The 25728-nt window shown below is 64.1% G+C and carries 22 protein-coding genes and 1 pseudogene; 6 read left to right on the top strand and 17 right to left on the bottom strand.

Annotated features, from left to right (window positions below; translation table 11 throughout):
• The first annotated feature begins 139 nt into the window (after positions 1-139).
• Entirely contained in the window at positions 140-1162 is a 1023-nt protein-coding gene (locus tag OXQ95_RS09135) for a LacI family DNA-binding transcriptional regulator (RefSeq protein ID WP_267381275.1), read from the top strand.
• Between the two features lie 18 nt (positions 1163-1180).
• On the opposite strand, the gene OXQ95_RS09130 is transcribed toward OXQ95_RS09135, so the two are convergent.
• From OXQ95_RS09130 to OXQ95_RS09110, 5 genes are all read right to left on the bottom strand, one after another.
• A complete protein-coding gene (locus tag OXQ95_RS09130; protein WP_267381274.1) occupies positions 1181-2686 on the bottom strand; it encodes a tryptophan halogenase family protein in 1506 nt (501 codons plus the stop codon).
• 69 nt (positions 2687-2755) lie between these two features.
• Positions 2756-5683 (bottom strand): TonB-dependent receptor, encoded by a 2928-nt coding sequence (locus tag OXQ95_RS09125; protein ID WP_267381273.1) that lies wholly within the window; start codon positions 5681-5683, stop codon positions 2756-2758.
• A 176-nt stretch (positions 5684-5859) separates the two neighbouring features.
• Positions 5860-6546: a DUF6445 family protein gene (locus OXQ95_RS09120; protein WP_267381272.1), complete on the bottom strand. Its 687-nt coding sequence runs from the start codon at positions 6544-6546 to the stop codon at positions 5860-5862.
• A complete protein-coding gene (locus OXQ95_RS09115) occupies positions 6543-9068 on the bottom strand; it encodes a TIM-barrel domain-containing protein (RefSeq protein ID WP_267381271.1) in 2526 nt (841 codons plus the stop codon). Before OXQ95_RS09115 ends, OXQ95_RS09120 begins: the two co-directional genes overlap by 4 nt.
• A gap of 201 nt (positions 9069-9269) precedes the next feature.
• Entirely contained in the window at positions 9270-9470 is a 201-nt protein-coding gene (locus OXQ95_RS09110; protein ID WP_267381270.1) for a hypothetical protein, read from the bottom strand.
• 126 nt (positions 9471-9596) lie between these two features.
• Between OXQ95_RS09110 and OXQ95_RS09105 the strand changes: the two are divergent.
• A pseudogene (locus OXQ95_RS09105) lies at positions 9597-9764 on the top strand (IS6 family transposase); the annotation flags it as partial.
• A gap of 565 nt (positions 9765-10329) precedes the next feature.
• Here OXQ95_RS09105 and OXQ95_RS09100 read toward each other — a convergent pair.
• Complete coding sequence (locus tag OXQ95_RS09100) at positions 10330-10833, bottom strand: hypothetical protein (RefSeq protein ID WP_267381269.1); 504 nt, start codon at positions 10831-10833, stop codon at positions 10330-10332.
• 191 nt (positions 10834-11024) lie between these two features.
• On the opposite strand from OXQ95_RS09100, the gene OXQ95_RS09095 reads away from it, so the two are divergent.
• Positions 11025-11747 (top strand): hypothetical protein, encoded by a 723-nt coding sequence (locus OXQ95_RS09095; RefSeq protein WP_267381268.1) that lies wholly within the window; start codon positions 11025-11027, stop codon positions 11745-11747.
• A 417-nt stretch (positions 11748-12164) separates the two neighbouring features.
• Here OXQ95_RS09095 and arsH read toward each other — a convergent pair whose 3' ends face one another.
• The 7 genes from arsH to OXQ95_RS09060 form a co-directional block, all read right to left on the bottom strand.
• On the bottom strand, positions 12165-12917 hold the full coding sequence (arsH, locus tag OXQ95_RS09090) for an arsenical resistance protein ArsH (protein ID WP_267381267.1): 753 nt from the start codon (positions 12915-12917) through the stop codon (positions 12165-12167).
• 40 nt (positions 12918-12957) lie between these two features.
• Positions 12958-14244: an arsenic transporter gene (locus OXQ95_RS09085; protein WP_267381266.1), complete on the bottom strand. Its 1287-nt coding sequence runs from the start codon at positions 14242-14244 to the stop codon at positions 12958-12960.
• Complete coding sequence (arsC, locus tag OXQ95_RS09080) at positions 14244-14672, bottom strand: arsenate reductase (glutaredoxin) (RefSeq protein ID WP_267381265.1); 429 nt, start codon at positions 14670-14672, stop codon at positions 14244-14246. The genes OXQ95_RS09085 and arsC overlap by 1 nt, the downstream gene beginning before the upstream one ends.
• Positions 14673-14683: 11 nt before the next feature.
• A complete protein-coding gene (locus OXQ95_RS09075) occupies positions 14684-15013 on the bottom strand; it encodes a metalloregulator ArsR/SmtB family transcription factor (RefSeq protein ID WP_267381264.1) in 330 nt (109 codons plus the stop codon).
• A 272-nt stretch (positions 15014-15285) separates the two neighbouring features.
• Positions 15286-17307 (bottom strand): SPFH domain-containing protein, encoded by a 2022-nt coding sequence (locus OXQ95_RS09070; protein WP_267381263.1) that lies wholly within the window; start codon positions 17305-17307, stop codon positions 15286-15288.
• Positions 17308-17371: 64 nt separating this feature from the next.
• Positions 17372-18052, bottom strand: a complete 681-nt coding sequence (locus tag OXQ95_RS09065; protein ID WP_267381262.1) for a hypothetical protein — start codon at positions 18050-18052, stop codon at positions 17372-17374.
• 414 nt (positions 18053-18466) lie between these two features.
• The gene (locus OXQ95_RS09060; protein WP_267381261.1) at positions 18467-19375 is read right to left on the bottom strand and encodes a DUF2268 domain-containing putative Zn-dependent protease; all 909 of its coding nucleotides are present in this window, start codon (positions 19373-19375) and stop codon (positions 18467-18469) included.
• 562 nt (positions 19376-19937) lie between these two features.
• Between OXQ95_RS09060 and OXQ95_RS09055 the strand changes: the two genes are divergently transcribed.
• Together OXQ95_RS09055 and OXQ95_RS09050 are read left to right on the top strand one after the other, a co-directional pair.
• The gene (locus tag OXQ95_RS09055; protein ID WP_267381260.1) at positions 19938-20426 is read left to right on the top strand and encodes a hypothetical protein; all 489 of its coding nucleotides are present in this window, start codon (positions 19938-19940) and stop codon (positions 20424-20426) included.
• A gap of 216 nt (positions 20427-20642) precedes the next feature.
• On the top strand, positions 20643-21551 hold the full coding sequence (locus OXQ95_RS09050; protein ID WP_267381259.1) for a hypothetical protein: 909 nt from the start codon (positions 20643-20645) through the stop codon (positions 21549-21551).
• 112 nt (positions 21552-21663) lie between these two features.
• Here OXQ95_RS09050 and OXQ95_RS09045 read toward each other — a convergent pair whose 3' ends face one another.
• Positions 21664-21810 carry a hypothetical protein gene (locus tag OXQ95_RS09045; RefSeq protein ID WP_267381258.1) on the bottom strand — a complete coding sequence of 49 codons (147 nt, stop codon included), beginning with the start codon at positions 21808-21810 and terminating at the stop codon, positions 21664-21666.
• 102 nt (positions 21811-21912) lie between these two features.
• Between OXQ95_RS09045 and OXQ95_RS09040 the strand changes: the two genes are divergently transcribed.
• Positions 21913-22245 carry a hypothetical protein gene (locus OXQ95_RS09040; protein ID WP_267381257.1) on the top strand — a complete coding sequence of 111 codons (333 nt, stop codon included), beginning with the start codon at positions 21913-21915 and terminating at the stop codon, positions 22243-22245.
• 233 nt (positions 22246-22478) lie between these two features.
• On the opposite strand, the gene OXQ95_RS09035 is transcribed toward OXQ95_RS09040, so the two are convergent.
• From OXQ95_RS09035 to OXQ95_RS09025, 3 genes are all read right to left on the bottom strand, one after another.
• Positions 22479-24029, bottom strand: a complete 1551-nt coding sequence (locus tag OXQ95_RS09035; RefSeq protein ID WP_267381381.1) for a methyl-accepting chemotaxis protein — start codon at positions 24027-24029, stop codon at positions 22479-22481.
• Between the two features lie 163 nt (positions 24030-24192).
• Positions 24193-24414, bottom strand: a complete 222-nt coding sequence (locus tag OXQ95_RS09030) for a hypothetical protein (RefSeq protein WP_267381256.1) — start codon at positions 24412-24414, stop codon at positions 24193-24195.
• Between the two features lie 53 nt (positions 24415-24467).
• Positions 24468-25580 carry an alkene reductase gene (locus OXQ95_RS09025; protein ID WP_267381255.1) on the bottom strand — a complete coding sequence of 371 codons (1113 nt, stop codon included), beginning with the start codon at positions 25578-25580 and terminating at the stop codon, positions 24468-24470.
• Positions 25581-25728: the final 148 nt, after the last annotated feature.

The following is a 25728-nucleotide window of genomic DNA, read 5'->3' as shown; positions in this document are numbered from 1 at the left end:
ACCTGACCGGGCCGCGCGGCAAAGCCAACCCCCGGAGATCCCGTCACATACGTATTCAGTCGGGCGCTTCCCACGTCCCTGCAACGGCGCTAGGCCATGGGCGCGACCGGCGGACCGGCCGAGGCAAGGACGGGTGGCCATGGCGGCCGGCGAGAAGACCACTTCCTTCGATATCGCAGCGCTGGCGGGCGTGTCGCAGCCCACCGTGTCCCGTGCCTTGCGCGGTGACAAGACGGTCAGCGAAAAGACGCGCATGCGGATCGAGGCGATCGCGCGGCAGCTCAACTACACCGTCGATCGCGCCGCCTCGTCGCTGCGTGGCGGCCAGGCGAACACGCTGGCGCTGTTGTTCTTCGAGGATCCGCTGCCGGACGGATCGTATATCAACCCCTTCTTTCTTTCGATGCTCGGCTCCATCCTGATGACCTGCGCCAAGCGCGGCTATGATCTGCTGACGTCGTTCCAGCAGCTCTCCGCCGACTGGCACGTCGACTACGAGGACAGCCGCAAGGCGGACGGGATCATCCTGCTCGGCTATGGCGACTGGAAGGTCTATCGCGCGCGGCTCGAACAACTGGTGAAGCAGAAGACGCATTTCGTGCGCTGGGGCTCGGTCGAACCGCATGGCCTGGGCACCGTGATCGGTTGCGACAACCGCGAGGGCGGCCGGGATGCGGGGCGGCATCTGATCGCGACGGGCCGGCGGCGGGTGGCGTTCATCGGCGACGCATCGGATCATTATCCCGAGTTTCGCGATCGCTATCATGGCCTGTGCGATTCGCTCAGCCAAGCGGGACTGGCGGTGGATCCCGGCCTGCACGTGGATACGCTGTCGATCGAACAGGGCGGCCATGACGCGACCCGACGCCTGATCGCGCGGGGCATCCCGTTCGACGCGATCTTCGCCGCCTCCGACCTGATCGCGCTGGGTGCGTTGCGCGCGCTGGGCGAGGCGGGGCTGGACGTGCCCGGCGACGTGGCGCTGATCGGCTTTGACAACATCCCCGCCGCCAGCCTGACGCGCCCGCCCCTCACCACGATCGCGCAGGATTATCAGCTTGCCGGCCCGATGCTGGTCGATGCGCTCGTCCGCCAGATCAACGGCGAGACGACCGAGAATACCAAATTGCCGGCGCGGCTCGTGGTGCGCGCCTCGACCTGAGACGGCGCGCCGCCGCCCTCACGGCGCCGGCCTGGCCGCACAATGGCGCGCGATGGTTTCGGCATGGCCGGGATAGCGCGCCGCCTCCCGCCGATACAGCGCGCCGATCGTCTCCATGAATTCCTTCAGGTCGGCGGGTGCGATACCGTCGGCCAGCGGATGGTAGCGCGACCCCGTCACCCCCTGTCCCTCGAAGACCTGAAGCCAGGCGACTTCGGTGAAAAGCTCCTCGCCGTCGCGCACGATCTGTCCGGTCTCGCGATACAGCGCGATCCGCCCGGCGAGCGAGCCGGGCAGCGGCGTGGCGCGCATCGCTTGCCAGAATGGTTCGTCGCGTTCGTTGGCATGATAGTGGAGGATCAGGAAATCGCGGATGGCTTCGATCTCGGCGTCGGTCTGCCGGTTATATTCGCGTGCCAGCGCCTCCGATCGGCCACGCCCGGGCAACAGCTTCAGCAGGCGCGAAATCGCCGATTGGACGAGATGGATGCTGGTCGATTCGAGCGGCTCGAGAAAGCCGCTCGACAGGCCGATCGCCACGACGTTGCGCACCCAGGCCGCGCGCCGCCTACCGGTGACGAAGCGCAGCGGCCGAGGCTCGCCAAGCGGACGCCCCTCCACGTTCGCATGCAGGATGGCGGCGGCCTCGTCGTCGCTGGTGAAGGCGCTCGCATACACGTGCCCGTTGCCGGTGCGGTGCTGGAGAGGGATGCGCCATTGCCATCCGGCCTTCCGCGCAGTGGCGCGGGTATAGGGGATCGGCGCCGCGACGGCCTCGGTCGGCATTGCGAGTGCCCGGTCGCAGGGCAGCCAGCGCGACCAATCCTCATAGCCGGTGCCGAGGGTCTCACCGATCAACAGGCCGCGAAAGCCGGTGCAATCGACGAACAAGTCGCCCGCGATCCGCTCCCCCGATTCCAGGACGAGCGCGGTGACGTCGCCGCTCTCGCCGTCGCGCGCGACGGTCGCGATTGCCCCCTCCGTACGCGCGACGCCGCGGCGTTCGGCGAAGCGGCGCAGCCACGCCGCGTAGAGCCCGGCATCGAAATGGAACGCGTAAGGCATCGCGGGAATCGCGGCGCCGGTGAGCGGCGCGCCGCGGTGCATGCGGCCGGCGGACGCGGCGATCTCGTTCAGCGAATAGGCGTCGAGCCCGGCGGCCAGGCCCAGCGTCCTCGCGCGCAGCCAATAATGCTGGAACGCGATCAGCCCGACGTCGCGGCCGACATCGCCGAATGCATGCATGTAGCGCGCGCCCGGCCGCCGCCAGCCGTCGAATTCGATGCCCAGCTTGAACGTTCCCTGCGTGGCGCGAAGGAACGCGTCCTCGTCGAGGCCGAGCGCCTGGTTGAACAGGCGGATCTGCGGGATCGTCGCCTCGCCCACCCCGACCGTTCCGATCGCGTCGGATTCCACGAGGCGGACATGATAGCCATGTTCGAGAAAATGGCCGAGCGCCGCGGCGGTCATCCACCCGGCGGTGCCGCCGCCTGCGATGACGATGGTGATCGGCTCGGCAGACATCGGCTTCTCCCTACGCGAACGGCCGCCGTCACGCGAATGACGGCGGCCTTCCGGTCGATGGCGGTCGGATCAGAACTTGTACGTCACGCCCAGATAATAGTCCCGGCCGTAACGCTGATAGTCGATGACCTGGCGCGGATCGTTGTTCTGATAGGTGATGAACGGACGGTCGGTCAGGTTCTTCGCCTGCGCCAGCACCGCGAGCCCCTTGAGGAAGCCCGACTGGAACTCGTATCCGATCTGCGCATCGACGATCGCCTCGGCCTTCACGTTGCGGAAGGTCGGGCTGGCCGACAGGCCCGAGACTTCGCCGAGGAAGGTCGAACGATAGCGATAGCTGCCGCGGATCTGGAAGCCGTGCTTTTCGAAATAAGCCTCGCCGCTGGCGACATAGGCCGACAAGCCCGGCAGCGTGATCGCCTGGGTGGGGTTGCTGCCGAGGCGGATGTCGCTCTTGGTATAGGAACCGCTGGCGAACACCCCGAACCCGTCGAGCTTCGACGTAAACAACGTAAACGGCAGCGACGCGGTGATTTCGGTGCCGAGCAGATAGCCGTGGCCGTCGTTGTTCGGCTGGCTGTTCAGCCCGATCAGGTTGCCAGCGGCGACCGTCGATCCCGCGGGCAGCAGCCCGGCGAACGAGGTGAAGTCGTACAGCGCCGATGCGCCCGAATCGACATAGTCGGTCAGGTGCTTGAAATACCCTGCGGCTGAGAGATAGCCGCCCTTGGGAAAGTAATGTTCGACCGACAGATCGATGTTGGTCGACTGATAGGGCTTCAGGTTGACGTTGCCGCTGGTAATGCTGAACGGCCGGTTGGTGATCGGCTGCGCCACGCTCACGTTGATCGCGGAATTCAGGTCAATCTCGCTGTTGACCCGCTCCTGATCCATGCGCGGCCGCACCAGCGTCTGCGACGCACCCATCTTCACGTAGAAATTGGGCTCCAGCTCGACCGACATCGTCGCGCTCGGCAGGAAGTTGGTATAGGTCGTGCCGCCGTTCACGCCGTAGACGGATACGATGCCCGTCGCCGCGTTGAAGTTCGAGGCGGTGCCCGTCGAACGCTGGTAGGTATGGACGACCTGCGCGCCGAGCGAACCCTTCAGGTTCTTGCCGCCCACGACGCCGTCGATCGTGATCTTGGCATAGCCCGTATAGACGTCTTCGGTCACGACATTGTCGCGCACCAGCGCGCTCGGCCGCCCGTCGAGTACGCTGTTATAGGCGTTGTTGTAGAGGTACAGCGGATCGAGTGCGAGGATCGCCGGGACCCCCAGATAGCCGAGCGGGATCGTGCCGAGCACGGCGGCACTGGGGATCGCCTCGCTGGTGGGCGTGCCGCTCGCCACGGTGCAGTTGGTGCCGGCGCCCTTGGGGCAAAGGAAATATGACGTATAGTCGCTTTCCTTGCGCCGGCGGGTGAAGTTGCCGCCGACTTCCCAGCCCTTGAGGACGCTGTCCTCGAACTCGCCGTTGAAGCTCGCGCGGAGCGCCTTCAGATCGTCGGTGAAGCTCGGGCGGTTGAGGAAGCCGGCCTGCACCACGGGCTGCGTGCCGTTATAGCCCCATCCGCCCGGATCGGTGATCTTGATGACGTTGGTGTTGGTATAGTCGAGCGTCGGGACGATGTTGAACGTGCCGTTGCCGTTCTGCGTCACGCGCACCGGGCCCTGCGTGCCGGCGCCGTTATAGCCCGTGCCCGAATAATTCTCGAGCAGGAAGTCGGTGCGCTTGGCGTGCGACCAGGATGCGTCGACGTTGAAATGGACGCGCTCGCCGATCTTGAAATCATTGTTCCAGCCGAGCGAGAACATGTCCGACTTGCGCTGGCTGTAATCGTTGCGCTGCACGGTGTAGGTCGGCGTGAACGTCGCCGCGGTGACGAAATTGTTGGTGACGGTGGCGTTCGATTCCGCCGCGCCGCCGAACGAGAACGGAAATTCGATGCCGCGCAGATGCTGCGTATCCTCGAAATGCGTATAGAGCGCATCGAAGGTCGAATGGAAATTCTCGGACGGCTGATATTCGACCGTCGCCACGCCGCCGAACCGCTTCAGCAGGTCGGACTGGACATAGGGCTTGGCGCCGCCGAGCGTATAGGGATCGCCGGCGGTGCCGGTGCCCGAATAGCCCCATGCATTGTAGCGCTCGTTCTGCGTCGGCGCCTGCGTTGCGGCCACGCCGAGCGCGATGCCCAGCGTGTCGTCGGCGAATTTGTCGACATAGGTCGCCGAGGCGCGATAGCCGAGCCGCGGGGAATCGGGGTTGAGCGAGGGGATCTCGTTCATCTCGCCGCGCGCCGATACCGCGATGATCCGGTTGGGCTGGCTGAGCGGACGAAGCGAGCGCAGATCGACCGTGCCGGCGATGCCGGCCGCGATCAGCGAGGCGTCGGCGGACTTGTAGACGTTGACGCTGCGGAAGAATTCGGAGGGGTATTGATCGAATTCGACACCGCGATTGTCACCCGTGGTCACCTGTTCGCGGCCGTTCAGCAGCGTGGTCGAGAAATCGGGACCGAGGCCGCGGATCGACAGCGACTGGTCGCGTCCGTCGAGCCGCTGCGCGGTGACGCCGGGCAGGCGCGCCAGCGAATCCGCGATCGAGACGTCGGGCAGCTTGCCCACATCCTCGGCCGAAACCGAATCGACGATCAGCGTGGAATCGCGCTTGGTGCGGGCCGCGCTGGCGAGACCGGCGCGGATGCCGGTGACGACGATGTCCGCGGCGCCTGGGGCCTCGGCCTCCTGCGTCGCCTGTGCCTGTTGGACCTGGTCGGCGTTCGGCGTCGGCAGCCCCGGCGAAGGCGGCGCATCCTGCGTCGCCTGCGCGGTGGGATCGGCGTTCGGCGTGTTCGGCGGCGTCGCCTGCCCGGCCTGTGCGAAGGCGCTGCCGGCGACAATCAGCGTTACGCCGCTCAGCGCGATGGCGCTGGTGCGCAACGCGAGGCGCGCACGCGCCGAAAACGAAGCAGTCGTGTGAAGGTCTTCCATATATCCCCCCAAAGCCGTCGCTCCGCTCAGGCGGGTGATCGGCGAGTTATAGGGCGCCATTAGAAGGGCGTGGCGGGGAGTGCCTAGGAAGCCACATACGTATTCACGGGCCTAGTCACACAAGCGTCATACAGCGTGACATTCACGCCACACCCGCGTTCGGGCCGCACCCGCGTTCAGGGTTGCCGATCGAGAAAGCTGTTGATCGTCAGACGGCCGCAATCGGGATCGGCGTCTAGCGCCATGTCAGGCGGGATCGCGGCGCAGTGCAGCGTGTTCGACCGATACAGGATGGCGCGGTTGAACCGGCCGATATGAAGCGCGACCTGTTCGAAGATCGGGGTGTCGCCAGCGATATAGGCGGGATCGGGCAGGCCGTGGCGTCGCAGATCGGCATCGAGGCGGTGGCGATAGAGCGGATATCGGTCCGCATCGACGCTCTCGAACCCGGTATCGCGGTGGCGGAAGAAGGCGGTGCCGCTTCGCTCGTCTTTCGCAAGGTAGTGAAGCAGCGCGAGCCGGGTCGGCGCGAGTTCGTCGAAATGCGGCAGCCGCTGGATGGGGGCGAGCGCCGCGGGTGGCGTCGTCACCAGCGAATAAAAGGCATCCACCACCCTGAGCGCGCCCGCGCCGAACGTATCGGCGGCGACGGGCGCCAGCGCGGCCAGCAACGGGCGCAGCACCGCCGGCGCCATCGGTGCGCGGATGCCCGGATAATGCTCGCCCATCGGCCGAAACGCGAGGAAGCCCGCATCGTCCAGCAGCGCGTCCGGATCGGGGGCGAAGCCGTCGATGACCACCACGGGCTGGCGCTCATGGCCCTGATGGACGACCGAGACCGACCAGCCCGCAGCCATCGTCATCGGCCGTGCGCCACCATGATCTCCGCGGCGCGCGGCTGGTCGGGAACGGTGAAGGCGATCGTCTGCGCATCCGCGTTCGCCGTCGTCGCCACCTCGCCATGGCCTTCGTTCACGCGCGCGCCACCGCTCCAGCCATGGACGGTAACCGCGATCTGCCGCCACCACGGCTTGAACCGGCCCTCGCGCGCGGCGAAGGCGAGCCGCACGCCATCGGGCGTCACCGTGCAGCGCAATTCCTGGCGCAGATAGCCGCCTCGCGAAAACGCCATGCTGTGGCCGTCATCGTCATAGAGCGTGCCCGCGCAATCCTCGCCCGGATAGACGTCGATCGTCAGCGGGCCCGCCGGCGTCTCGCCGGTGCTCTGCACCACCGCCTGGCGCGGCAGGATGGTGCCTGCCCGCACGAACACCGGCAGGCTGTCGAGCCGCGGCGTCACGCGGAGCCGGTCTCCTTTGGCATGCGCCTCGCCGGTCGCCTGGGTCGCGGATTGGATCGGGCCAGCGGTCGTCGCTTCGGGCGTGCCCGCGCGCAGCCCGGTCCAATAATCATACCAGCCGCCCGCCGGCAGGCAGATGTCATAGGCTTGCGGGCTTTCGGGCGACGGCGGCGGCGCGACGAGCAGCGCCTTGCCGACCGTGAAGCTCCACGACTGGTCGCAGCTCATCCGCAACGCCGCGGGATAATCGTAGAACACCGGCCGCAGGATCGGATCGCCCATCCGCGCATTGCGGTCCGCCAGCGCATAGAGATAGGGCATCAGCCGGTAGCGCTCCTCGACGAAGCGGCGGCGGATCGCGAGATGCTCGGGGCCGTCGACCCATGGCTCGACGCGCGGCGTGCCCGTCGCGCTGTGATCGCGGAACACGGGATAGAAGGCGCCGATCTCGAACCACCGAGTCAGCAGGTCCGCGCTCGGGCCGCCGGCAAAGCCGCTGACGTCCGCCGCGCTGTAGGAAAAGCCGGACAGGCCGAGATTGACGATCTGCTGCACCGAAAGCTTCAGATGATCCCAGGTGGCGCTGTTGTCGCCCGTCCACGTCACCGCATATTTCTGGCCGCCGGCATAGCTCGCGCGCGTCATCACGAAGGCGCGTTCGTCGGGCGCGAGGCGGCGCAGGCCGTCATAGGTCGCGCGCGTGTTCTCCATGCCATAGATATTGTGCAGCTCGGCATGGGTGGCGGTGCGCGGCGCGAAATCGTCGGTGGCGATCCGGTGCACGGTGTCGAGCGGCATCGTCTTGGTGGGCGTATCGAAGACCGCGGGCTCGTTCATGTCGTTCCACGATCCCGCCACGCCCATCGCGACCTGATCCTTGAACAGCCCGCCCCACCAGTCGCGCGTGCGCGCCACGGTGAAACCGGGAAAGACGGACGGCCCCGGCCAAACCGGCGCGACATAGGTGCTGCCATCGGGATTGTGGACGAACGCGTCGCGTGCCGCGCCGCTGTCATAGGGCGGATAGCTGCCCTTCGGCCGGTTGGCGGCGACATGGAGATCTGTGATCGTCACCACCTTCATGCCCTGGCGCCCCATATCGCCGATCAGGCCCTTCAGATCGGGGAAGGTCTGCTTGTCGACCGTGAAGGGCGTGTTCTTGTCGAGAAAGCCGATATCGAGCCACAGCACGTCGGTCGGGATCCGCTCCTGCCGGAGCCGCGCGGCGACGTGGCGCAGTTCCTCGGCCGAGCCGTAGCTGTAGCGCGACTGCTGGTAACCGAGCGCCCATTTGGGGGTGAGCGGGGCATGGCCCGTCAGATCGGCATAGCGGCGGACGACCTCGGCCGTCGTCGGGCCGGCGATCAGATAATAATCGATCGGCCCGTCGGGACCGCCCAGCGCCAGCACATTGTCCTCACGGTGGCCGAAATCGAACCAGGTGCGCCGGCTGTTGTCGAGGAACAGGCCATAGCTGCCGCCATCCCCGCCCACGCCGAGGAAGAACGGGATCGATTTGTAGATCGGATCCTGGCTGCTGGAAAAACCGAACGCATCGGTGTTCCAGTCGACATAGCTATAGCCGCGCCGGTCCATCCCGCCGGTCTTGTCGCCCAGGCCGAAATAATGCTCGCCAAGCGGCATCGCCTTGCGCAGCGTGAAACCGCGGCCGTCGAGCTTCAGCGGCTCGACCGTGTCGGCCGAGATCACCTTGCCCGCGCGGTCCTCGACCACCATCCGCAGCGTCGCCGGATCGATCCGCACGCGCATCGCCGACGTGGAGAAACCGTCCGCCTGCGGGGTCACCGCCACATGGCGGGCACGCGTCGCGGCGGACACCGCCCAGCTCGCATCCTCGGGCAGCACGCCGCCGGGCGCGATCCGCACGCGGATCACCGCATCGTCGAGCGCGGTGATCCGCATCGTCAGGGTGCCGCGGCGAACCTCGATCCCATCGGGTCGGGGCGAGATGGCACCGGCGCCCGCGCGCTCCACCTCCTGCCCCCATGCCGGCGCCGGCACGAACGGCGCGACGGACCCCAGAATGGCCGCCGCGGCAGCCCCGATCCGTTTCACTTTTCTCACCGGCACCTCCCGTCTCCGGCCGTCTTCGGACGGCATCTCACGATCCCCGGCTTTCGCTGGAAAGCCCCCTCCGCGTCCAGTGGCTGCGGCGCTACCCATACGTATTCATGCGTCTTCTTCCTCGACCGATCCAAGTTCGGCCCGCTCGATCGCCTCGTTGATTTGGTTCCTGAAGTCGCTATGTGAACGCCGTGGGCTCTGTCAGACGAACGTGGCGTGCGAGCCAGTGACTTGGTAGCAGTCGGACATGGGCCGCAAATCACGGGCGCTGCCGCCGTCGCCGCCCCACCGCTTTAACTCGTCACCGGATGTAATCCGGCTGGTGATGATGTACGTGCGCATCCGGCTGTCGCCCAGAAACGTCGAGGACCTGCCGGTCGAGCGCGGATCGACATCAGCCATGAGACGGTCAGCATATGGTGGAACCGATTTGACCCGCTGTTCGCAGGCGACATCCGCCGCCAGTGGGTGAGCCGGCGCTGTCAGACCAACGTGGCAGTCAGGGCAGGAGGCTGGTAGCGACCACTGATGCCCCGCCGTTCTCGTGCCCTGCCCCCAAGCCCGTTCCGCCGTTTCAACTCGTCACCGGAGGTGATCCGGCTGGTGGTGATGATGTACGTGCGCTTCCCGCTGAGCTTGCGGAACGTCGAGGATCTGCTCTTCGAGCGCGGGATCGATGTCTGCCACGAGACGGTGAGGATGGGCCACCGAGCGCCTCACGTTCCTGCGCGATGTGTGGCCGCGGCAGCTGGCCGTGAAGAGCCCGCAGGCCAGTTCCGCCCTAGCGGACCTCGCATTAGAGGCGGGCGACGACACTCCGGTCGTAACCGCCGCGGTCCTGCCGCTCCTTACCCGTATCGGGGGAGCGGGACCAACGAGCCTTCAATGGCTGTTGAGGCGGGACGGTGCCGTAGAGGCCCACCCGGAGGAGCATCTGGCCGTCCTATTCGCGATACTGCCCGAGCGCGTAGCGGAGTGGCCGTATGGGATGATCGCACTTGTCGACCGGTTGTACAGCGTCCCGACTCTCGCGGACGATCCAAGATTAGCTGAGCTGCGTCGAAGGGTGGCGGCACGGTAGTCGAGAACGCGCGAGCAGGATGAAGGCGGTCAGGCGCGGGCGCTTTGAAGGGCGCGAAACAGCGCCTTCTAATGCGTCGCTTCTGTCCGTCGTCCCGATTAACGAACGACTGGTTTCGGGGAAACCGTTGCTCGGCCTGAGCGACCGGAAGTGGGTCAAGCCGAAAGCAGGCCCCCTCATTCAAGGTTTCGATTGGCTCTTCGCACGAACGTCGAGGCCGACAATTGGTGTCCAGACTTGCACTTCGCGATCGAATGAGCTTGTTTCGCTTCTGCTGATGTCATCCCGCCACGGTGTTTTGCTCAAGCGTTTGGGGATTGCACCATCGACGGGAGGCACCTTGTCCCAATTGGTTATGTAGTAGGTAAGGATAATCTCCGCGCGCCTGCGCGTCTCCTGAATCTCCGGCAGGACTAGAAATATCGCAATGAGAAATATGACAATAGCGATGCCACCGAAGATTAATGGTATCCACAATGGTTTCACGAAATCCATTGCATTCACGGCAGCCACTACCAAAGCGACACAAGCCGCCAGCATGGCCAAAAGTATCTGCCGCCAGTCTCGGGCGCGTGAATCCAAAAGCGTGTAAATCTGCTGCGGGGAGAGGCATTGACGCTCCGTAGCCGCTGTGTATTTCGGCTTGGCAATTTCCTTATATTTCAACCGCTCGAACACATCCACCCCCGATTTCGGACGTTTCCTAAGGTCGTTTTGATTAACATTTCGATTCGGGCCGACGTGACTAGCGGCCCTCGGTTGGGCCGCGGCCATCCATCGTAGCTCGCGTCGATCGCCCGCCGCAGGGGTGGACGGATGGCTCCTCTTAAGGCAGCGTTTGTTAGCGCCGGAGGGGCCGCCGCGGGGGAAGAATATTGGCCGGGATCAGTGGCGCGACGCTTGGTGACGACGAGTTCGCTTTTCACTTCGAAACGCCACGCGGGATCGACGCGCAGCGACTGGGTGTTTTCCTCCAGCGGGCCGCAAAGGTCGCTCGAGACAACGGCGCCGATCTTCGCATCGTTGCCATCGAGGCAGGTAGTCTCGACGTTGTGGCCCGCGTTACGAAGGCGACTGCCCGGAAGGTCGGCGCAGAATTTGCCGCCAATCCGGTCAAGACGACGGCCGCCAGCTCCGTACTGGTGGGCGTGATCGTCAAGGGTCTCGCGATGGTTATGTCGCCGGCGGAGAACGGGGCGACCCCGCTGGCGAAGGCTGGCGCCGAGATCGTCGAGAAGGACCCGGTTCAAAGCATCACGATTGTGTCTCAGGGCGGACAGGTGATCGTGATGGATCCGGTGATTGCTGGCCAAGTGCGCCGAGCCGAACGCCGCTATCAAGCGCCGGGGCTGCCGAGCTACCGCGAGACGCAGCGAATGATTGCGGACGGGGGCGAGTTGTCCGGCTCGGTCGCGGAAATGGATGGCGACCTGTACTTCCGCCCGGACGGGCACCGCTTCGCCGTCCCGATCGACATGCAGACGAGCGAGGCGGCCGACGCATTATACCCGGGAGCACATTTTCGAGTGCGCGGCGAGCTGATCCTTCGGCGTGATCGCCCCTACGCGCTCATCGTCTCATCGGCAACGCGCGTCTAACGATCGGCGCAACTTCGCGCAACTCCACGATTGCGATCACTTTGGTGAGTTCAGCGCCGATCAGATCGCCATAGACGTAGGTGTACGGGACGCGCCGTCGCGCATCACCGCGAACAAGTCTCTAAATTCTCAATGATCCATGGTGGCGAAGCTGGGACCATGAGGCGGGTTGCTTGGCTCCCATTCCGACACTCACATCAATGGGTCTCATCCTAGGTTGAGTTGCGGCATTTGGGAGCCGGCGGACGGGTATCAAAACCTTTTATCGCGAAGATGAACGGCCGACGGAAGTTGGGAAGCGGTGACGATGGCGCGAGTGACCACAACTGGGTCTTGGCGGCCAAGGGTCCGGGCACCCGTCGATGCTCACGGGCAGTCGTCCGGATTATGACAGCCGAGCCAAGAGGTGCCATTCAGTCAGCCAGGTTCCTGCGGTGCCGCCGCGATGCTCGACAGATGGGTCGCAGCGTTGATCGGCACTCCGGCGTTCTTCCGCTCCGAATACCGGTCGACCAGTTGGGCCGTGTGCGGTCGCAGCAGTATGGTGAAGCGGATCAGTTCCTCCATCACGTCGACGATGCGATCGTAGTAGCTGGACGACTTCATGCGTCCTGCGTCGTCGAACTCCTCGAACGCCTTGGCGACGCTTGACTGGTTCGGGATCGTCACCATCCGCATCCAGCGGCCGAGGACGCGCAGGGTGTTCACGCTGTTGAACGACTGCGATCCGGCTGACACCTGCATAACGGCGAGGGTTCGACCCTGCGTCGGGCGCATCCCGCCCATCGACAGCGGCAGGTGGTCGACCTGCAGCTTCATGATGCCGGTGATCTGGCCGTGTCGCTCGGGGCTGCACCACACCTGTCCCTCCGACCACATCGACAGCTCGCGCAGCTCGTGGACGGCCGGTTGGTCGTCGCCGGGCACCTGATCCGGCAACGGCAGGGTCGACGGGTCGAAGATGCGCGTCTCCGCGCCGAATAAGCGCAGCAGGCGCGCCGCCTCCTCGACGCACAGCCGGGAGTAGGACCGCTCGCGCAAAGATCCGTAGAGCAGCAGGATGCGCGGGGACGGGTCGCCCGCACCCAGCCCCAGAGCGGGACGATTCAGCGCGTAGCGGCGATCGAGCGCGGGCAGATGGTCTGGGTCGGTTAGGGTGTGGAGGGGCATCAGTTGGGGTTTCCGGTGGTGTTCAGGGGGTTTTCACGGCTCACTGCGCGCTGATCCGGAGCGCGAGTGCGGCGAGCGTCACCATCAGCACCGGGACGGTCAGAGTCGCTCCGATCCTGAAGTAGTAGCCCCAGCCGATCCGGATGCCCTTCTGGCCGAGGACGTGTAGCCACAGCAGCGTCGCGAGTGAGCCAATCGGTGTGATCTTGGGGCCGAGGTCGCAGCCGATCACGTTGGCGTAGACCATCGTCTCGCGGACAGCGCCCGTGGCGTGAGTGGCGTCGATCGACAGGGCACCGACCAGGACCGTCGGCATGTTGTTCATCACCGACGATAGCAGCGCGGCGATGATGCCGGTAACGAACGCCGCGCCCCAGACGCCACCCTGGGCGGCACGGTCGAGGAGACCGGCGAGATGGTCGGTCAGGCCGGCGTTCCGCAGGCCGTAGACGACCAGATACATGCCGAGCGAAAAGATCACGACCTGCCACGGTGCGCCGCGCAGGACCTTGCGGGTCTCAATGACGTGCCCGCGCGCGGCGACGGCGAGCAGCAGGACTGCGCCGGCAGCAGCGACGGCGCTAACCGGAACGCCGATGGGTTCGAGCAGGAAGAAGCCGGCCAGGAGAGCGGCGAGGACGACCCAGCCCGCCTTGAACGTGGCGCGATCTCGGATCGCGTCGACCGGCGTGCGGAGCTGTGCGACGTCGTAGCTCGTCGGTACGTCGCGGCGGAAGAACAACAGCAGCACGACCAGCGTCGCGGCGATCGATGCGAGGTCCACCGGCACCATCACCGAGGCGTAGTCGGCGAATCCGATGCGGAAGAAGTCGGCCGACACGATGTTGACTAGGTTGGAGATGATCAGCGGCAGGCTGGCGGTGTCGGCCACGAAGCCGGCCGCCATGACAAACGCCAGCGTCGCCCGGTCGCGGTAGCCGAGTGCCCGCAGCATCGCGATGACGATCGGCGTCAGGATCAGCGCCGCGCCGTCGTTGGCAAACAACGCCGACACGGCTGCGCCGAGTAGGACGATCAGGACGAACAGCCGCCGGCCGTTCCCGCCGCCCCAGCGCGCGACATGCAGCGCCGCCCATTCGAAGAATCCGGCCTCGTCCAGCAGCAGGCTGATGATGATGATCGCGACGAACGTGGCGGTCGCGTTCCAGACGATGCCCCAAACCACCGGGACGTCTGAGAGCGAGACCACCCCGACGAGCAGCGCCACGGCCGCGCCGCCTATCGCGCTCCACCCGATGCTGAGGCCTCGGGGCTGCCAGATGACCAGCGCGATGGTAACGACGAAGATGGCGAGGGCGAGAAGCATTAGGCGATGCGCTGCCCGGAGGCGTCCACCACCTGTTCGCCGTCCTCCTTGGCGAACGCACCCAGTTGCGGTTCGGGCAGCAGATCGAGGACGGCCTCGGACGGACGGCAGAGCCTGACGCCGAGCGGCGAGACGACCAGCGGCCGGTTGATCAAGACCGGGTGCGCGATCATGGCGTCGAGCAGCGCGTCGTTGGTCAGCGAGGCGTCGCCGAGGCCGAGCTCGGCGTAGGGCGTGCCCTTCTCGCGCAGCAGATCGCGGGGCGTGATTCCGGCACGGTCGATCAGTTCGACCAGCAGGGCGCGCGAGGGCGGGGTCTTCAGATACTCCACGACGTGCGGCTGGATGCCGGCGTTGCGGATCATCGCCAGCGTGTTGCGCGACGTGCCGCAGGCGGGGTTGTGGTAGATCACGACGTCGACGACCATGGCGCGTTCCTTCAGCAGCAGGTGAGTTCGGCGACGAGGGGCGCGCACAGCTCGGGCGACCCGGCGCAGCAGTCCTTGACCAGGAACAGCGTCAGCGCGCGCAGGCCGTCAAGGTCGGCGCGGTAGATGATGGACCGGCTGTGCCGCTCGGATCGGACGATTCCGGCGCGCGCGAGGATCCCGAGATGCGCCGACATGGTGTTCTGCGGCACGTCGAGCTCGCGAGCGATCTCGCCCGCCGCCATGCCAGTCGGCTCGTGCCGGACCAGGAGGCGGAACACGTCCAACCGGGTGCCCTGCGCGAGCGCGCCCAGGGCGGCGATGGTCGAATCATTATCCATGTATCCAGCATAGCGGATATAAACAGCTTAGCCACTGCCGCATTCGAGCACGCCTTGGATATTCTGTCATATCAAGACGATGAACGGGCGTCCAAAGTTGGGGAGCGGGAAAGGGGGCGTGAACGTCTGACTATGGGTCATTCCGCGATTTCAGCAGTGTCGCGTCGTTCAACGCAGAGGGCGGTGGGTGCATGACGACCGGGTGCAAGCTTTCGCCGCGGAAGGCTGTGGAGGTCGGGATCGGCCTCCACAGCAACGCCGCTCGCTATTCCTCACTCAGCGGCAATGCCCGAGTGATTGGGCAATCCCGCCTTGTCGTTGGCGGCTGGACTGTTCAGCATCGCCATGCCCTTTTCCGATAGCAGCATCCCGATCAGCGCCTGCAGCGAGCCGCCACCGCCTTCTCCGGCTGCGACTGATCCGCTGTTGATCTGCACCCGTGGTACGATGTCGACGCCCGACTTCTCCAGCGCCTCGGCCAGCCGCTCAATTACCTGCCGCGTTAACTGGTACTGCGCGCCGCCCGACGCCGCGGCTTGTTTCTCGATCGTCTCGGCGGTGGCAAGACCGGTCTTCGTAATGCGGTCTGCCTCAGCGCCTGCCAACGCGACGACCTTCGCGGCCTCGCCCTCACCGATGATGCGGATGCGGTCGGACTCTGCCTTTGCGAGGGTGCGGGTCTGTTCGGCATCCTGGGTTGCGCGCTTCAGCGCTGCCTTGCCTTGGTTCTCCTGCACCGTGATCGACAGTTCGGATTCCGTGATCGACGTCTGCTGGTGCGCGCGTGCCCGCGACTCCAGCAGTTCTTTCTCGCCCTCGGCGGCAATGCGCTGCTTGGCGTACGTGGTCACCTGCTCTTCGGCTACCTGCCGCTCGCGCAGTTGCTGCAGCACCTTCTCGATCTGGTCGTTGCCGCCCACTGCACGAGGCGTGCCGATCAGAACTTCCTGCAGTTCGAGATTATAGGCGGTGAACCGTGCACGCATTTGCTCGCCAGCTTGTTCCTGGATGTCCGAACGCTCCTGCAGCAGTTCGATAAGCGTCTTCTTCTGCGCGACGTTTTTGAAATAGGCGGAGACCATCGGGTCGAGCGTCTGCTCCACCAGCTTCTTGATGTCGCCGAATCGCTGGATGACGAGCGGCGCCTTGCGATAATCGATATGCACCACGACGGAGAGCGGCAGCGTTGGCTCGAACGCGTCGCGGGTGATGAGTGACACCTCCGATAGGTTCTCGTCCAGCTTGTGTTGGCCCGTGGTGTCCTGGTCCCATTTCAGGATGAAGTTGGTGGTCGGCACCACGACGATCTTGCCGGCATAGGTGTTGAATGCATATTTGCCCGGCAGCAACGGCTCGCTCCATACGCCGCGCGTTCCCCGGTCCACCAGCTCGCCATGGCGGTAATCGTCGCCCGAGGTGTCGGCGCCGCTGTCGCCTGTATAGCTGATGACGACCCCTACATGGCCGACCTCGATGACCGTCTTGGCGACCATCTCGACGGTCGCGAACAGGCGATTGATGAAGTAGCTGCCCTCGACGAGCACCTGCAGCTGTCGGCCGCGGCGACCACCGGCGGCGATGAACTTCTCCGGATCCTGAAAGCTGTTGTGGAAGGTCGCGCTGTCGTTCTGGTCGGTCCCGACCTCGGGCGCGATGATCTGGTCGGCGGTCAGAGCGGGGCCGTCATGGACCGTCACTACGCCGATCTGATCGTTTGCATCTTTGATGACGACCGCGTCGAAGCCGCCGCGCTGGGCGATGACGCTCTGCATCTCGGCAAACAGCGGGCCGTCATTGGCCTCGAGCATCAGTCCATGGATTTGCTCGCGGGTGATAACCACGAACTGGGCGAGGTTGATGGCATAAGTGCCCTCGCGCAAGATCGTCCGCTGCGGTCCCTTCTGACCGCCGTTCGACAGGAAAGCCCGTACGTCGAGGAAGTCGGCGGTGCGCACGTTGCTTGCCAGCGTCTGGGTCGGGCCGAGCGGCGCACCGTCGCGGGCGAAGATGTAGCCGATCTGCCCCTGCGGGATGGTCACCAATGGCTGGGCGTGGACGCGGTATTGGAAGGGAATGAAGAAGTGATAGCCGCCGCGAAGAACGATTGGTTGATATCCCGCCTCGTCGTTGAGCGCGATCAGGCCGCCGGCGATGGAGCCGTTGCGGCTCCACATTTTCTCGACGATGGCGACGCGGTTGTTGCCGACGTATCGAACGCAGCGCGAAGCAATGAAAAGCACGACGACAATGAGAGCCACGGCGATCGCTGCGCCGAGCACGTACAGGTTTGTCATGTGGTGAGGTGTCCTTGGGACCTATAGACGAACGCCCCCTGAGCGTTCCCCATCTGATTACGCCTCACTGCACCGAGTCGCTAGCGTAATCGGATGGCGGATAGCGACTGTCGATGTAGCGGGCGACAGTGTGCAGGTCGCCTTCGTCAACCCGGCCGCGTCGTTCTTGCAGGTCGCAAAGGACGGCGACGATGCGGGTCAGCGTTGCTGTCGTGACGGTCGCGAGTTCTTGCTGACGCTGCGGTGTTGCCGTGGCCATCGCGGCGACCGAGGTCCTAACAACTTCGCTAAGGTCGGCCGATATCGACTGAAATGCCGGCTCTGCATGCTGCCAGGTTATGGCGGCGATATCGTCAAGCGCTAACACAGCGTCACCATCCAGCCGTGCTCGCCCCTCCGCCAGCGCGCACACCAGGTTGCGCCGCGATTGCCGCTCGGCGGCCCCGGGATCTCGTCCGGCACGGCGTTGTCGGCGTCGGCGGAGAGGTGGGTCGAGCACCGCGGCCACCGCCGTCGCGATCACCGCCAGGATCAGGTAAGCGACGGCGAACCGGATGCTGTACGGCAGCGCCCTCGCGACAAGATCAGGCGGAGTCAGTCCGGCGAGAAGCCCCGCCGCACCGCAGGCGAGCCCGATGAGCAGGTAAGCCGGAAGCGCGAAATGAAGGAACGCGCCCGCGACGATCGGCCACGGTAGCACCGGACGGTCGGTGGCATTCTTCCACGACGGTTGGACCTTGCACATCTGAACGTTGTGCCATGATGTTCGCTGAGCGTCATCAACGCTTGGCGTGAAGCCGGATCGATGAACAAGTGTCCGGTTCCGGGGAGCTGATTAATCGGGTGAATGGCCGCATCTGGGTCTCTTCGGTCCTCAGCGGGGTAGGGCAGCTTCACGGCGTGGTCGCGCCAAAAGCTGCCTGTCGGCAATCGCCCAAATCCGGTCGTTCAGTCTGTACGCGCACGATCCTGAGACCTGCCGTTCGAGCCGTCATTAGATTCCCGTTTTTCCATGTCCGGCAGGCAATTTCGGGAAAACCCAACCGGGAACAGATTTTGGGAAAGCGGCACGTTTGGCGACGATGAAACCACTGTCGCACCACGCCTTTCCCGCTGTACCTTCCCAATCAGGAACGGCGATCGAGCCTCACTGGCAGTCTTACGTGCCAGGTTTCCAACCACTATCGTTGAGGATCGCTGCCGGGTCTTTCAAATCGAGCAGCGTTCTGAGGGCGGCACGCTTGTTTGCAGCTCTGTCGTAATACGCCTTCGCGATGCGATAGCCCACCCAGTATCCCAAATCGCCGGGCTTTTCTGGCGTGCCAACGCCGTTGTATAGCCAAGCTGAAATATCCTTCTTATTGGCGTCATCAATAAACCGCTGATCGATTTCTTTGGCGTGACCTGCTGTCCACTTCTGAAGATGAATATTGCTAACCTGCCCGGAGGTTAACTGAGCTACCAGTTCAGCAACGCCCTCAACAAGCGATGCCTTCAAAACCGTGGTGTCGTCGCTATCCGCGTCTAGCTCCGGTGACTGCTCGACATGTCCGTACTCGTGAGCGATAAGATGATAAAGGCGCTCCGTTAAATCAGGTTGTAGCCATGAGGATCGGCATACTACTTCCAGTCCGATCAGAACCCCGGATTTTCCTATGGTGCCACCGCTATTATTCCGACCAATGAGTATGGTGACTGGTGGAAATTTTGCTTGCGGATCAAGGGCAGCCAATCGGCGGAAGGAGCCGCGTAACTTGGCCTTAACGGCTGGAAGAACTTCCATGCATGATCGAGCTTGCCGATAGACAAGCTCTTCTTTGCTAATTTCCTTAGCAAGCGCTTCGCCGGAAATGATGCGATAAGGCACGAACTGGCGCACGCCGTCTGTTCCCTTATCTATATAATCTTCTTGGAGTGGGCTGGCGGACGGTTTGCCGTTGGCGGCATCGTACAGCCGGTAGAAATTGGTCACATCGGACGTGCGAACCTCAACGGCCTGTCGAGTGCTTGCAGATGCAGCCACGGCGACCACAATCAACGCTACCCCGAACCCCCACTTGCCATCCATGCTGCATTTCCCTGGTCGCTTTTAGCAGTTCGTATCCAAATCCGGTCGCGCTGGGTAGATTCCCATTTCTCGATCCTTTTCGGGAACGGTAGCTATCGCCAGCCGCCTCCTGAAAGCTGCCTGTCCGTTCCCACCACCTACCGCCGTTCGGAAGCCGCGAGCGGGAGGATGATCGCTGAAAGCGGGCCGGCGGCTTTCGGGCGGCAAAGCTGCCGGTCCGTTTTCGCCCAGTTGCGGACGACAGAGGCGCCATGCGATCATCCCCAAATGCGACGTTCGTTCAGGCATTTGATCGGTGCGGCAATAGTCATCGGGGCGAGTGGGTGTCATCGCGAAGAGCCGCCAATCTGTCGCACAACCCCGCCAGATGATCCCAGCTACTACCAGCGATGGGCCGACGACGTGACCGCCGCCGACTGCAAAAATCTGCGACCCGACCCACCCGCACCATCGCCGGCCAAGGTAAGACGAGCAGGCGGTTAGCGCCCACTTGCGGACTTTCCGCTGGTGAGGGAGCGCGTTGCGGCGCAGGGTCAAGACGAGCAGAAACGAGGGGACGATCATGATTGCGTTGCTGATGCTAGCGCTGCAGGTGGTGGGGCCGGTCGAGACGATCGACGCACCAATGCCATCCGGGTTCAAGGTCGGCTTCAAGGCAGCGCAGGCCAACCAAAGCATTGAGGAGCGTGTTCCGACGGGCGAAACGGTCGAAGCCTGGACGCAGATGGTAACTGTGCAGCGTTTCGGCGGACTGGCCCAAGTTGGACCCCACGCCTTCGCTGAGCGGCTTGGTAGCCTGATGGGGCGGGCTTGTCCGGGCGCAATACTTGGGCCGATTGTAGATGGTCGCGACGGCGCGGTTGCCATCGCTACAATGCGGCTCGACTGTCCGCTCAATCCTGCGACGGGCAAGCCGGAAACGATGTTCGGGCGCGCCTTTGCTGGACAATCTGACCTGTATGTCTCGCAATACGCGGTCCGCGCCAAGGTCGATGCCGCGATCACGGCGACGGCCGGGGCCTATCTTAATTCGGTGCATCTCAGAAAATAGGCAGACCCCAGCCGACGCACACCTCGGTTCCGACCTCGATCCAGCGCGCGCATCTCCTGAAAGCCGACCGGCAGCTATTGAGCGGGAAAGCTGTCGGGCAGGAAGCGCCCACTTGCGGACACCCAATGTGTCCTGCACTCTCCTAAAAAGCCGCCGAGGTGACGTGCGCGGATAGGTGATGCGGTCAAGCTGAGCGCACCATGCAGGAATTTGATTATGCAAAAGTGGGTGAGAACGACCACCATGCTGATAGCTTTGTGCGCAACCAGTGTGGTGGCTGCGCAGATGCCCCCCAAAGCGGAGGTGCCCGACGTCATAGTTACGGCGCGCAGAGTGGAGGAACAGAAGCGTGAGGCGCGTGATTTTGTGCGCAGCCTCTCGGCCACGCCGGTCAACGGGCAGTTTGCACGTTGGCACACCCCATTGTGTCCCATGGTGTCGGGCGTCGCAGCCAACATTGCGGCGCGCGTTTCCGACCGCATCCGCGCTGCTGCGTTGGCGGCGGGGGCGCCGATAGGCAAGGCGGGGTGCAAAGCCAATGCGATCGTGGTTTTTACTCCGAGCGCACATGCGTTGCTCGCGGCGATGGAGCGTCGCGAGCCATTGCTACTTCATGACCTGCCGCTTCCCGACGCCCGTGCTCTGCGCGCAAGCAGCGCCCCTGTGATATGGTGGTACGGAACGCTCACCGAGGGTGCAGACGGCAGCCAGTTGCAATCTACGCCAAGTGCGGCCTTCGGGGCCAATGGAACGGGCAACTCGCCCGTACCGCAAAATGATCAGACACGCTATCTCGACAGCTATCGCTCCAGCTTGATCTCCAGTCCAACCCGCGTGGCGATCCAATGCGCAGTCGTGCTTGTCGATGTGCCGCTCAGCAGGGGACGGCGGCTTGACGCGGTGGCCGATTATGCCGCCTTCGCAATCCTGGCGAGGGTGCGCTCGAACGCGCCGCAGGGCACCGCGCCTACGATCCTAAAGCTCTTTACTGCCGAAGAGGCCGATCGACCGGCGACGCTTACCGATCCAGATCGAGCCTATCTGACCGCGCTATATACCGTCGCGCCAGACAGATCTGCCACTGTCCAAGCGGCCCGCATCATTGATGCGGTGAAAGGCAGATGACCTGCATCCTTACCCGTAAGCTGCCCTTCGGCTTACCACCAGGACGCGCCGTTCGCCATCGGCAAAGCGGACGCCGATAGCCGCCGTGCGGCAAACGCCCACTTGCGGACGTTTAAGCGCCCGCAATCACCGCAGCACCGGGGCGGCGCTCGATGGTATCAAGCGCTTGCGCAAGGAGGCACGCGATCAACGTCTCGCCTTGGCCGTCCGCTTCCGCCAATGCCGCCATGATCAGCGTTTTAAGCTTGTCGGCACTCATAGGGTCGTCCATTGCGCACGTCCGATCTGAGCTGGGTCGGTGAGACTGATACTTACTATCAGGATTTGCACGGGGTGACTATTGCCCCGGAATGAGATCGATATGGCAAGCTTCGATAGCCCGCTCGATATGGCAAAAACGCAGGTGGCCCTCAGGGCTCTTCGTTATGGACACTTTCCGGCGGACATATTCGATGAATACGCGTGGGATATGATGCTCCACATGTACATTGCTGCGTTAAGAAACCAGACGATGTATGTTGACAACATAGTCAACTTAACATCAAAAACTAAATTAGTTGGGGATCGCTGGATTGCCTTCTTGATTAAGGAGGGGATGGCGACTCGCGAAGAAGACGCAATAGCTTTGTCGCACAGTAGCTTTGAGCGAATGGATAGCTACCATCGTCAAGCGCTAGAACTTTTGGAGCCGTAGGAACGGCCGCGCCGAGTGGCAGATTACAGCCGGAAAGCAGACGGACGGCTAGCCACCACCTCAAGCCGTTCCGCAGTCCCTTTCGAACGCCTGATACCGGACGTTGAACCGACATGAACGGGCGACTGGAGTTGGGAAGCTGAAGACGGGTCGCGAACGGCCGGAACTGGGTCGAAGCCTCGTTCGAAGGCTCACTAGCGGCGTCGCCGATCCACAGCTTCTATCTTTGTGGCCTAGGGATCCATCAGCGTTACGGCTACGCGGCCTGTGTGCGGCACGTCTGCTAATATTGGTTTGCTGATCGTCGCTTCGATCTCGTCGTGGAAGTCGCGGACTGCCGCACCGAGCAGGCGCACACCGTCGCCGGCCGCTGAGATCGTTGCGAGCAGTTCCGCCGAATAGTTGCTCGCGGTCGATGCGTCGCCGGCCATGGCCCTGGTCTCGTCGTCCAGCAGCGTGTTGAGCTCGACTGCAGCCTTGGATTGCGTGGTGACGGACTGAAGCAGACTCTGCTGTGCGGCGATCGCCTCGTCGACTGAGGCCATGACCGCCGGCATCGTGCCGAAGGTGGTCCGCACGGTCGACACGCCGATTGTCACGTCGCGGATCGCCCGTTGGATGGCCCCGACTTCCAAGGCAACGTCGGTTGCCGCGACCTTCGTCTGCTCGGCGAGGCGCTTGACCTCGCTCGCGACGACGCCGAAGCCGCTGCCAGCCGCGCCGGCCCTGGCCGCCTCGATCGAAGCGTTCAGGGCTAGCAGGTTGGTCTGCGTCGCCAAGTCCGCGATGAGCGCGACGATTCTATCAACGACGAGCGCGCGACGCGCCAGCGTGATGGAAGCGGCCTCATTCGTGTCGAGCTCAGCTTCGATCCGCATTGCCTTCTGTGTCTGCTCGCGCATGCCCGTACTGACGCGTTCCAGCATCTGGTTGAGGGCGATTGCCCCTGTGGCCAAACAGTCGTTGCCCGCCGCGATCTCGCGTGCTCGCGGCACGAGGCGCGATGCGCTGGCGACGCAGCGGGCGGTGCCGTCGGTGAGCGCCTGCGCGATCGTGAAGCCGCGTTCCGCTTTGAGGGCAAGGTCCTGGGCGACCGGTCGAACGGTGCTTTTAAAGGTCTGCGACAGTGATCCAAGCTCCGCGTTGCGCACCACTGCCATCTCGCGTTCCGCAGTCGCGCTGCGCTCGCGTACGTCCGACGCCAGTCGTTCCGCCCTTGCAGCCGCCTCTTGGTCGGCTGACGCCGAGGCTGCCTTCGACTGTTCGCGTTGCACGGCTGCCAACATCGCCGCATCGCTGATGTTGCGGTACTCCCTGGCGAGCCGCGCTTGCTCGAGGACGGTCCTCGTCAGCAGCACGATGAACAGGCACAAGAGGCCGAAAACCGCGCCGGGCAGGCCGATGACTAATGCGTACAGGACGATGGACACGAACCCCGCCAATATGAAGGCGAGGCTTGCGAGCGGAACCGCAGCGTAGCGCATCGCGCCGGCCGATAGGACGCCAAGCATCACGCAGTCGATGAGTTCGCGTTGACGCCCGCCGCTTGCCATACCTACGGCGGCAAGCAGCACGTACCAGGAGACTGCGGTCGCGATCGCCTGAACCACTAGCTTTCGCTGCGCGATTCCACAGTCAGCGATACACCATCCCGCCCGCCGACCGGCCATCCAGCTTCGCAAGGTGACCAGGCTTACCAAGGTCAAGGACGACGAACCCAGCAACATCGCGCGCAGATCGCTTCCGGTCCTGCTCGTGAGCAGCAGGATAGCCACCACCATCATGGTCACGCAGAAGGTGGCTGGATAGCCAACGCCGACCGATCTGATCTGAGCGGCTCGAACGTCGCTCGTCATTGCACCCAGGCGAAGATGTAGGATGCTCGGCATTCTCGCGTCGTTTGCTGAAGGTACGTCTTTCTTCTACTCTCTTGAGATGAAAATTACGTTAACCGACGCGATGCGCTATCAGCGACAGCGACGTTGGCCTTAGCGCACCGCTTGAACGAACGACCACTTCTCGGACCCGAGCTCCAACCCAAAATGTCGCCTTTTGGGTCATTGCTTCGTCCAGCCAAGGCGCCGGAAGAAGCAATAATGCGGTTGAGCCGTGCGGGCACATGAACACCTTGATGATGCCGTCCTGCTTGTCACACATCTTGGCGCGCATCTCAGGCGCGTCCTTGAGGCTGCCCGGCTACGCTGACCTCACGCGAAATCGTCCTACTCAAGGCCCGCCGGCCCGCGCATCCCCGGCCAGTCGGAGTAGCCAACCGAGCCTCCACCATACCAATATTGTTTGGGAGCCTCGGCAAGCGGGGCGCCGGTGCGCAGGCGCTCAACGAGATCGGGATTGGCGAGGAACGGTCGGCCGAAGCTGAACAGATCGGCGTCGCCATTGGCGAGCGTCTCCTCGGCGAGGTCGAGCGTGTACTGGTTGTTGGCGATGTAAGCGCCGGAGAAGCGCTTGCGTAGCGCCTGAAAGTCGATGCCCTCGGGCACGTCGCGCGTCTGCTGGGTCACGCCTTCGATGTCGTGGATGTAGAGCAGGCCGATCTCGGACAGGGCGTCTACGAATGCGTCGAAGGTCTGCGCCGGCTGGCTGTCGAGCGGCGTCTTGCCGGGCTCCGTCGTCGCGGGCGAGATGCGGATGCCGACCCGGTTTGCGCCCCAGATATCGACCACAGCACGGACTACATCGAGGGGGAAGCGCAGGCGGTTCTCGATCGAGCCGCCATAAACGTCGGTGCGACGATTGGTGCTGTCGCGGATGAACTGCTCGAGGAGGTAGTTGTTCGCGGCATGGACCTCGACGCCGTCGAAGCCGGCCGCCTTCGCTTGTGAGGCGGCGTGGCGGTAATCCTCGACGATGCCGGGGATCTCGTCGGTCTCCAGCGCACGCGGGATGACGAAGTCCTTCATGCCGTCGCTGGTGAACGCCTGTCCCTCCGCCGCGATCGCGGAGGGAGCCACGGGAAGCTCACCCCCATGCAGGTCGGGATGCGAGATGCGGCCAGTATGCCAGAGCTGAAGGAAGATCAGGCCGCCGCACTGGTGCACGGCATCGACGATTTGGCGCCACGCGGCAACCTGCGCGTCCGACCAGATGCCGGGAGTCATCGCATAGCCGCGTGCCTGCGCTGAAATGTTGGTCGCCTCGGTGATGATCAGACCCGCGTCGGCGCGCTGGCCGTAATAGTCGGCGGCGAAGCCGGGCGGCACACCGTCATCGTTCGATCGGCTGCGTGTCAGCGGCGCCATGACGATGCGATTTCGTAGCTGCAGATCACCGATCGTGACCGGTTGCAGGACGCGGCTGGTAGATGGGTCGGACAAGAGATGATCCTCCGTGGGAGCGACGAGACCCCAAGCGAGGCAAGATCTACAACGCGCGAGCGCCGGCTTTCTCCCAAGTAAAGGGGATCAGATCCTACCGATGGGCGTGCCTCATCCGACAGTTTACCGCACCGCGGTCGCTGAACGC

Origin of the sequence: Sphingomonas sp. GC_Shp_6 (assembly GCF_026540835.1) — a bacterium.
In the GTDB taxonomy this organism is placed as follows: Bacteria; Pseudomonadota; Alphaproteobacteria; order Sphingomonadales; family Sphingomonadaceae; genus Sphingomonas.
The sequence above is the reverse complement of the archived record's forward strand: the minus strand, read 5'-3'. Positions and strand labels throughout refer to the sequence as shown.

Coding starts and splice junctions, on each gene's coding strand:
- OXQ95_RS09050 (WP_267381259.1), top strand. CDS start 20,643: ATGCAAAAGTGGGTGAGAACGACCACCATGCTGATAGCTTTGTGCGCA.
- OXQ95_RS09135 (WP_267381275.1), top strand. CDS start 140: ATGGCGGCCGGCGAGAAGACCACTTCCTTCGATATCGCAGCGCTGGCG.
- OXQ95_RS09045 (WP_267381258.1), bottom strand. CDS start 21,810: ATGAGTGCCGACAAGCTTAAAACGCTGATCATGGCGGCATTGGCGGAA.
- OXQ95_RS09065 (WP_267381262.1), bottom strand. CDS start 18,052: ATGTGCAAGGTCCAACCGTCGTGGAAGAATGCCACCGACCGTCCGGTG.
- arsC (WP_267381265.1), bottom strand. CDS start 14,672: ATGGTCGTCGACGTCGTGATCTACCACAACCCCGCCTGCGGCACGTCG.
- OXQ95_RS09085 (WP_267381266.1), bottom strand. CDS start 14,244: ATGCTTCTCGCCCTCGCCATCTTCGTCGTTACCATCGCGCTGGTCATC.
- OXQ95_RS09120 (WP_267381272.1), bottom strand. CDS start 6,546: ATGACGATGGCTGCGGGCTGGTCGGTCTCGGTCGTCCATCAGGGCCAT.
- OXQ95_RS09030 (WP_267381256.1), bottom strand. CDS start 24,414: ATGCGCGCCAAGATGTGTGACAAGCAGGACGGCATCATCAAGGTGTTC.
- OXQ95_RS09035 (WP_267381381.1), bottom strand. CDS start 24,029: ATGATGGTGGTGGCTATCCTGCTGCTCACGAGCAGGACCGGAAGCGAT.
- OXQ95_RS09075 (WP_267381264.1), bottom strand. CDS start 15,013: ATGGATAATGATTCGACCATCGCCGCCCTGGGCGCGCTCGCGCAGGGC.
- arsH (WP_267381267.1), bottom strand. CDS start 12,917: ATGCCCCTCCACACCCTAACCGACCCAGACCATCTGCCCGCGCTCGAT.
- OXQ95_RS09130 (WP_267381274.1), bottom strand. CDS start 2,686: ATGTCTGCCGAGCCGATCACCATCGTCATCGCAGGCGGCGGCACCGCC.
- OXQ95_RS09040 (WP_267381257.1), top strand. CDS start 21,913: ATGGCAAGCTTCGATAGCCCGCTCGATATGGCAAAAACGCAGGTGGCC.
- OXQ95_RS09070 (WP_267381263.1), bottom strand. CDS start 17,307: ATGACAAACCTGTACGTGCTCGGCGCAGCGATCGCCGTGGCTCTCATT.
- OXQ95_RS09060 (WP_267381261.1), bottom strand. CDS start 19,375: ATGGATGGCAAGTGGGGGTTCGGGGTAGCGTTGATTGTGGTCGCCGTG.
- OXQ95_RS09110 (WP_267381270.1), bottom strand. CDS start 9,470: ATGGCTGATGTCGATCCGCGCTCGACCGGCAGGTCCTCGACGTTTCTG.
- OXQ95_RS09055 (WP_267381260.1), top strand. CDS start 19,938: ATGATTGCGTTGCTGATGCTAGCGCTGCAGGTGGTGGGGCCGGTCGAG.
- OXQ95_RS09125 (WP_267381273.1), bottom strand. CDS start 5,683: ATGGAAGACCTTCACACGACTGCTTCGTTTTCGGCGCGTGCGCGCCTC.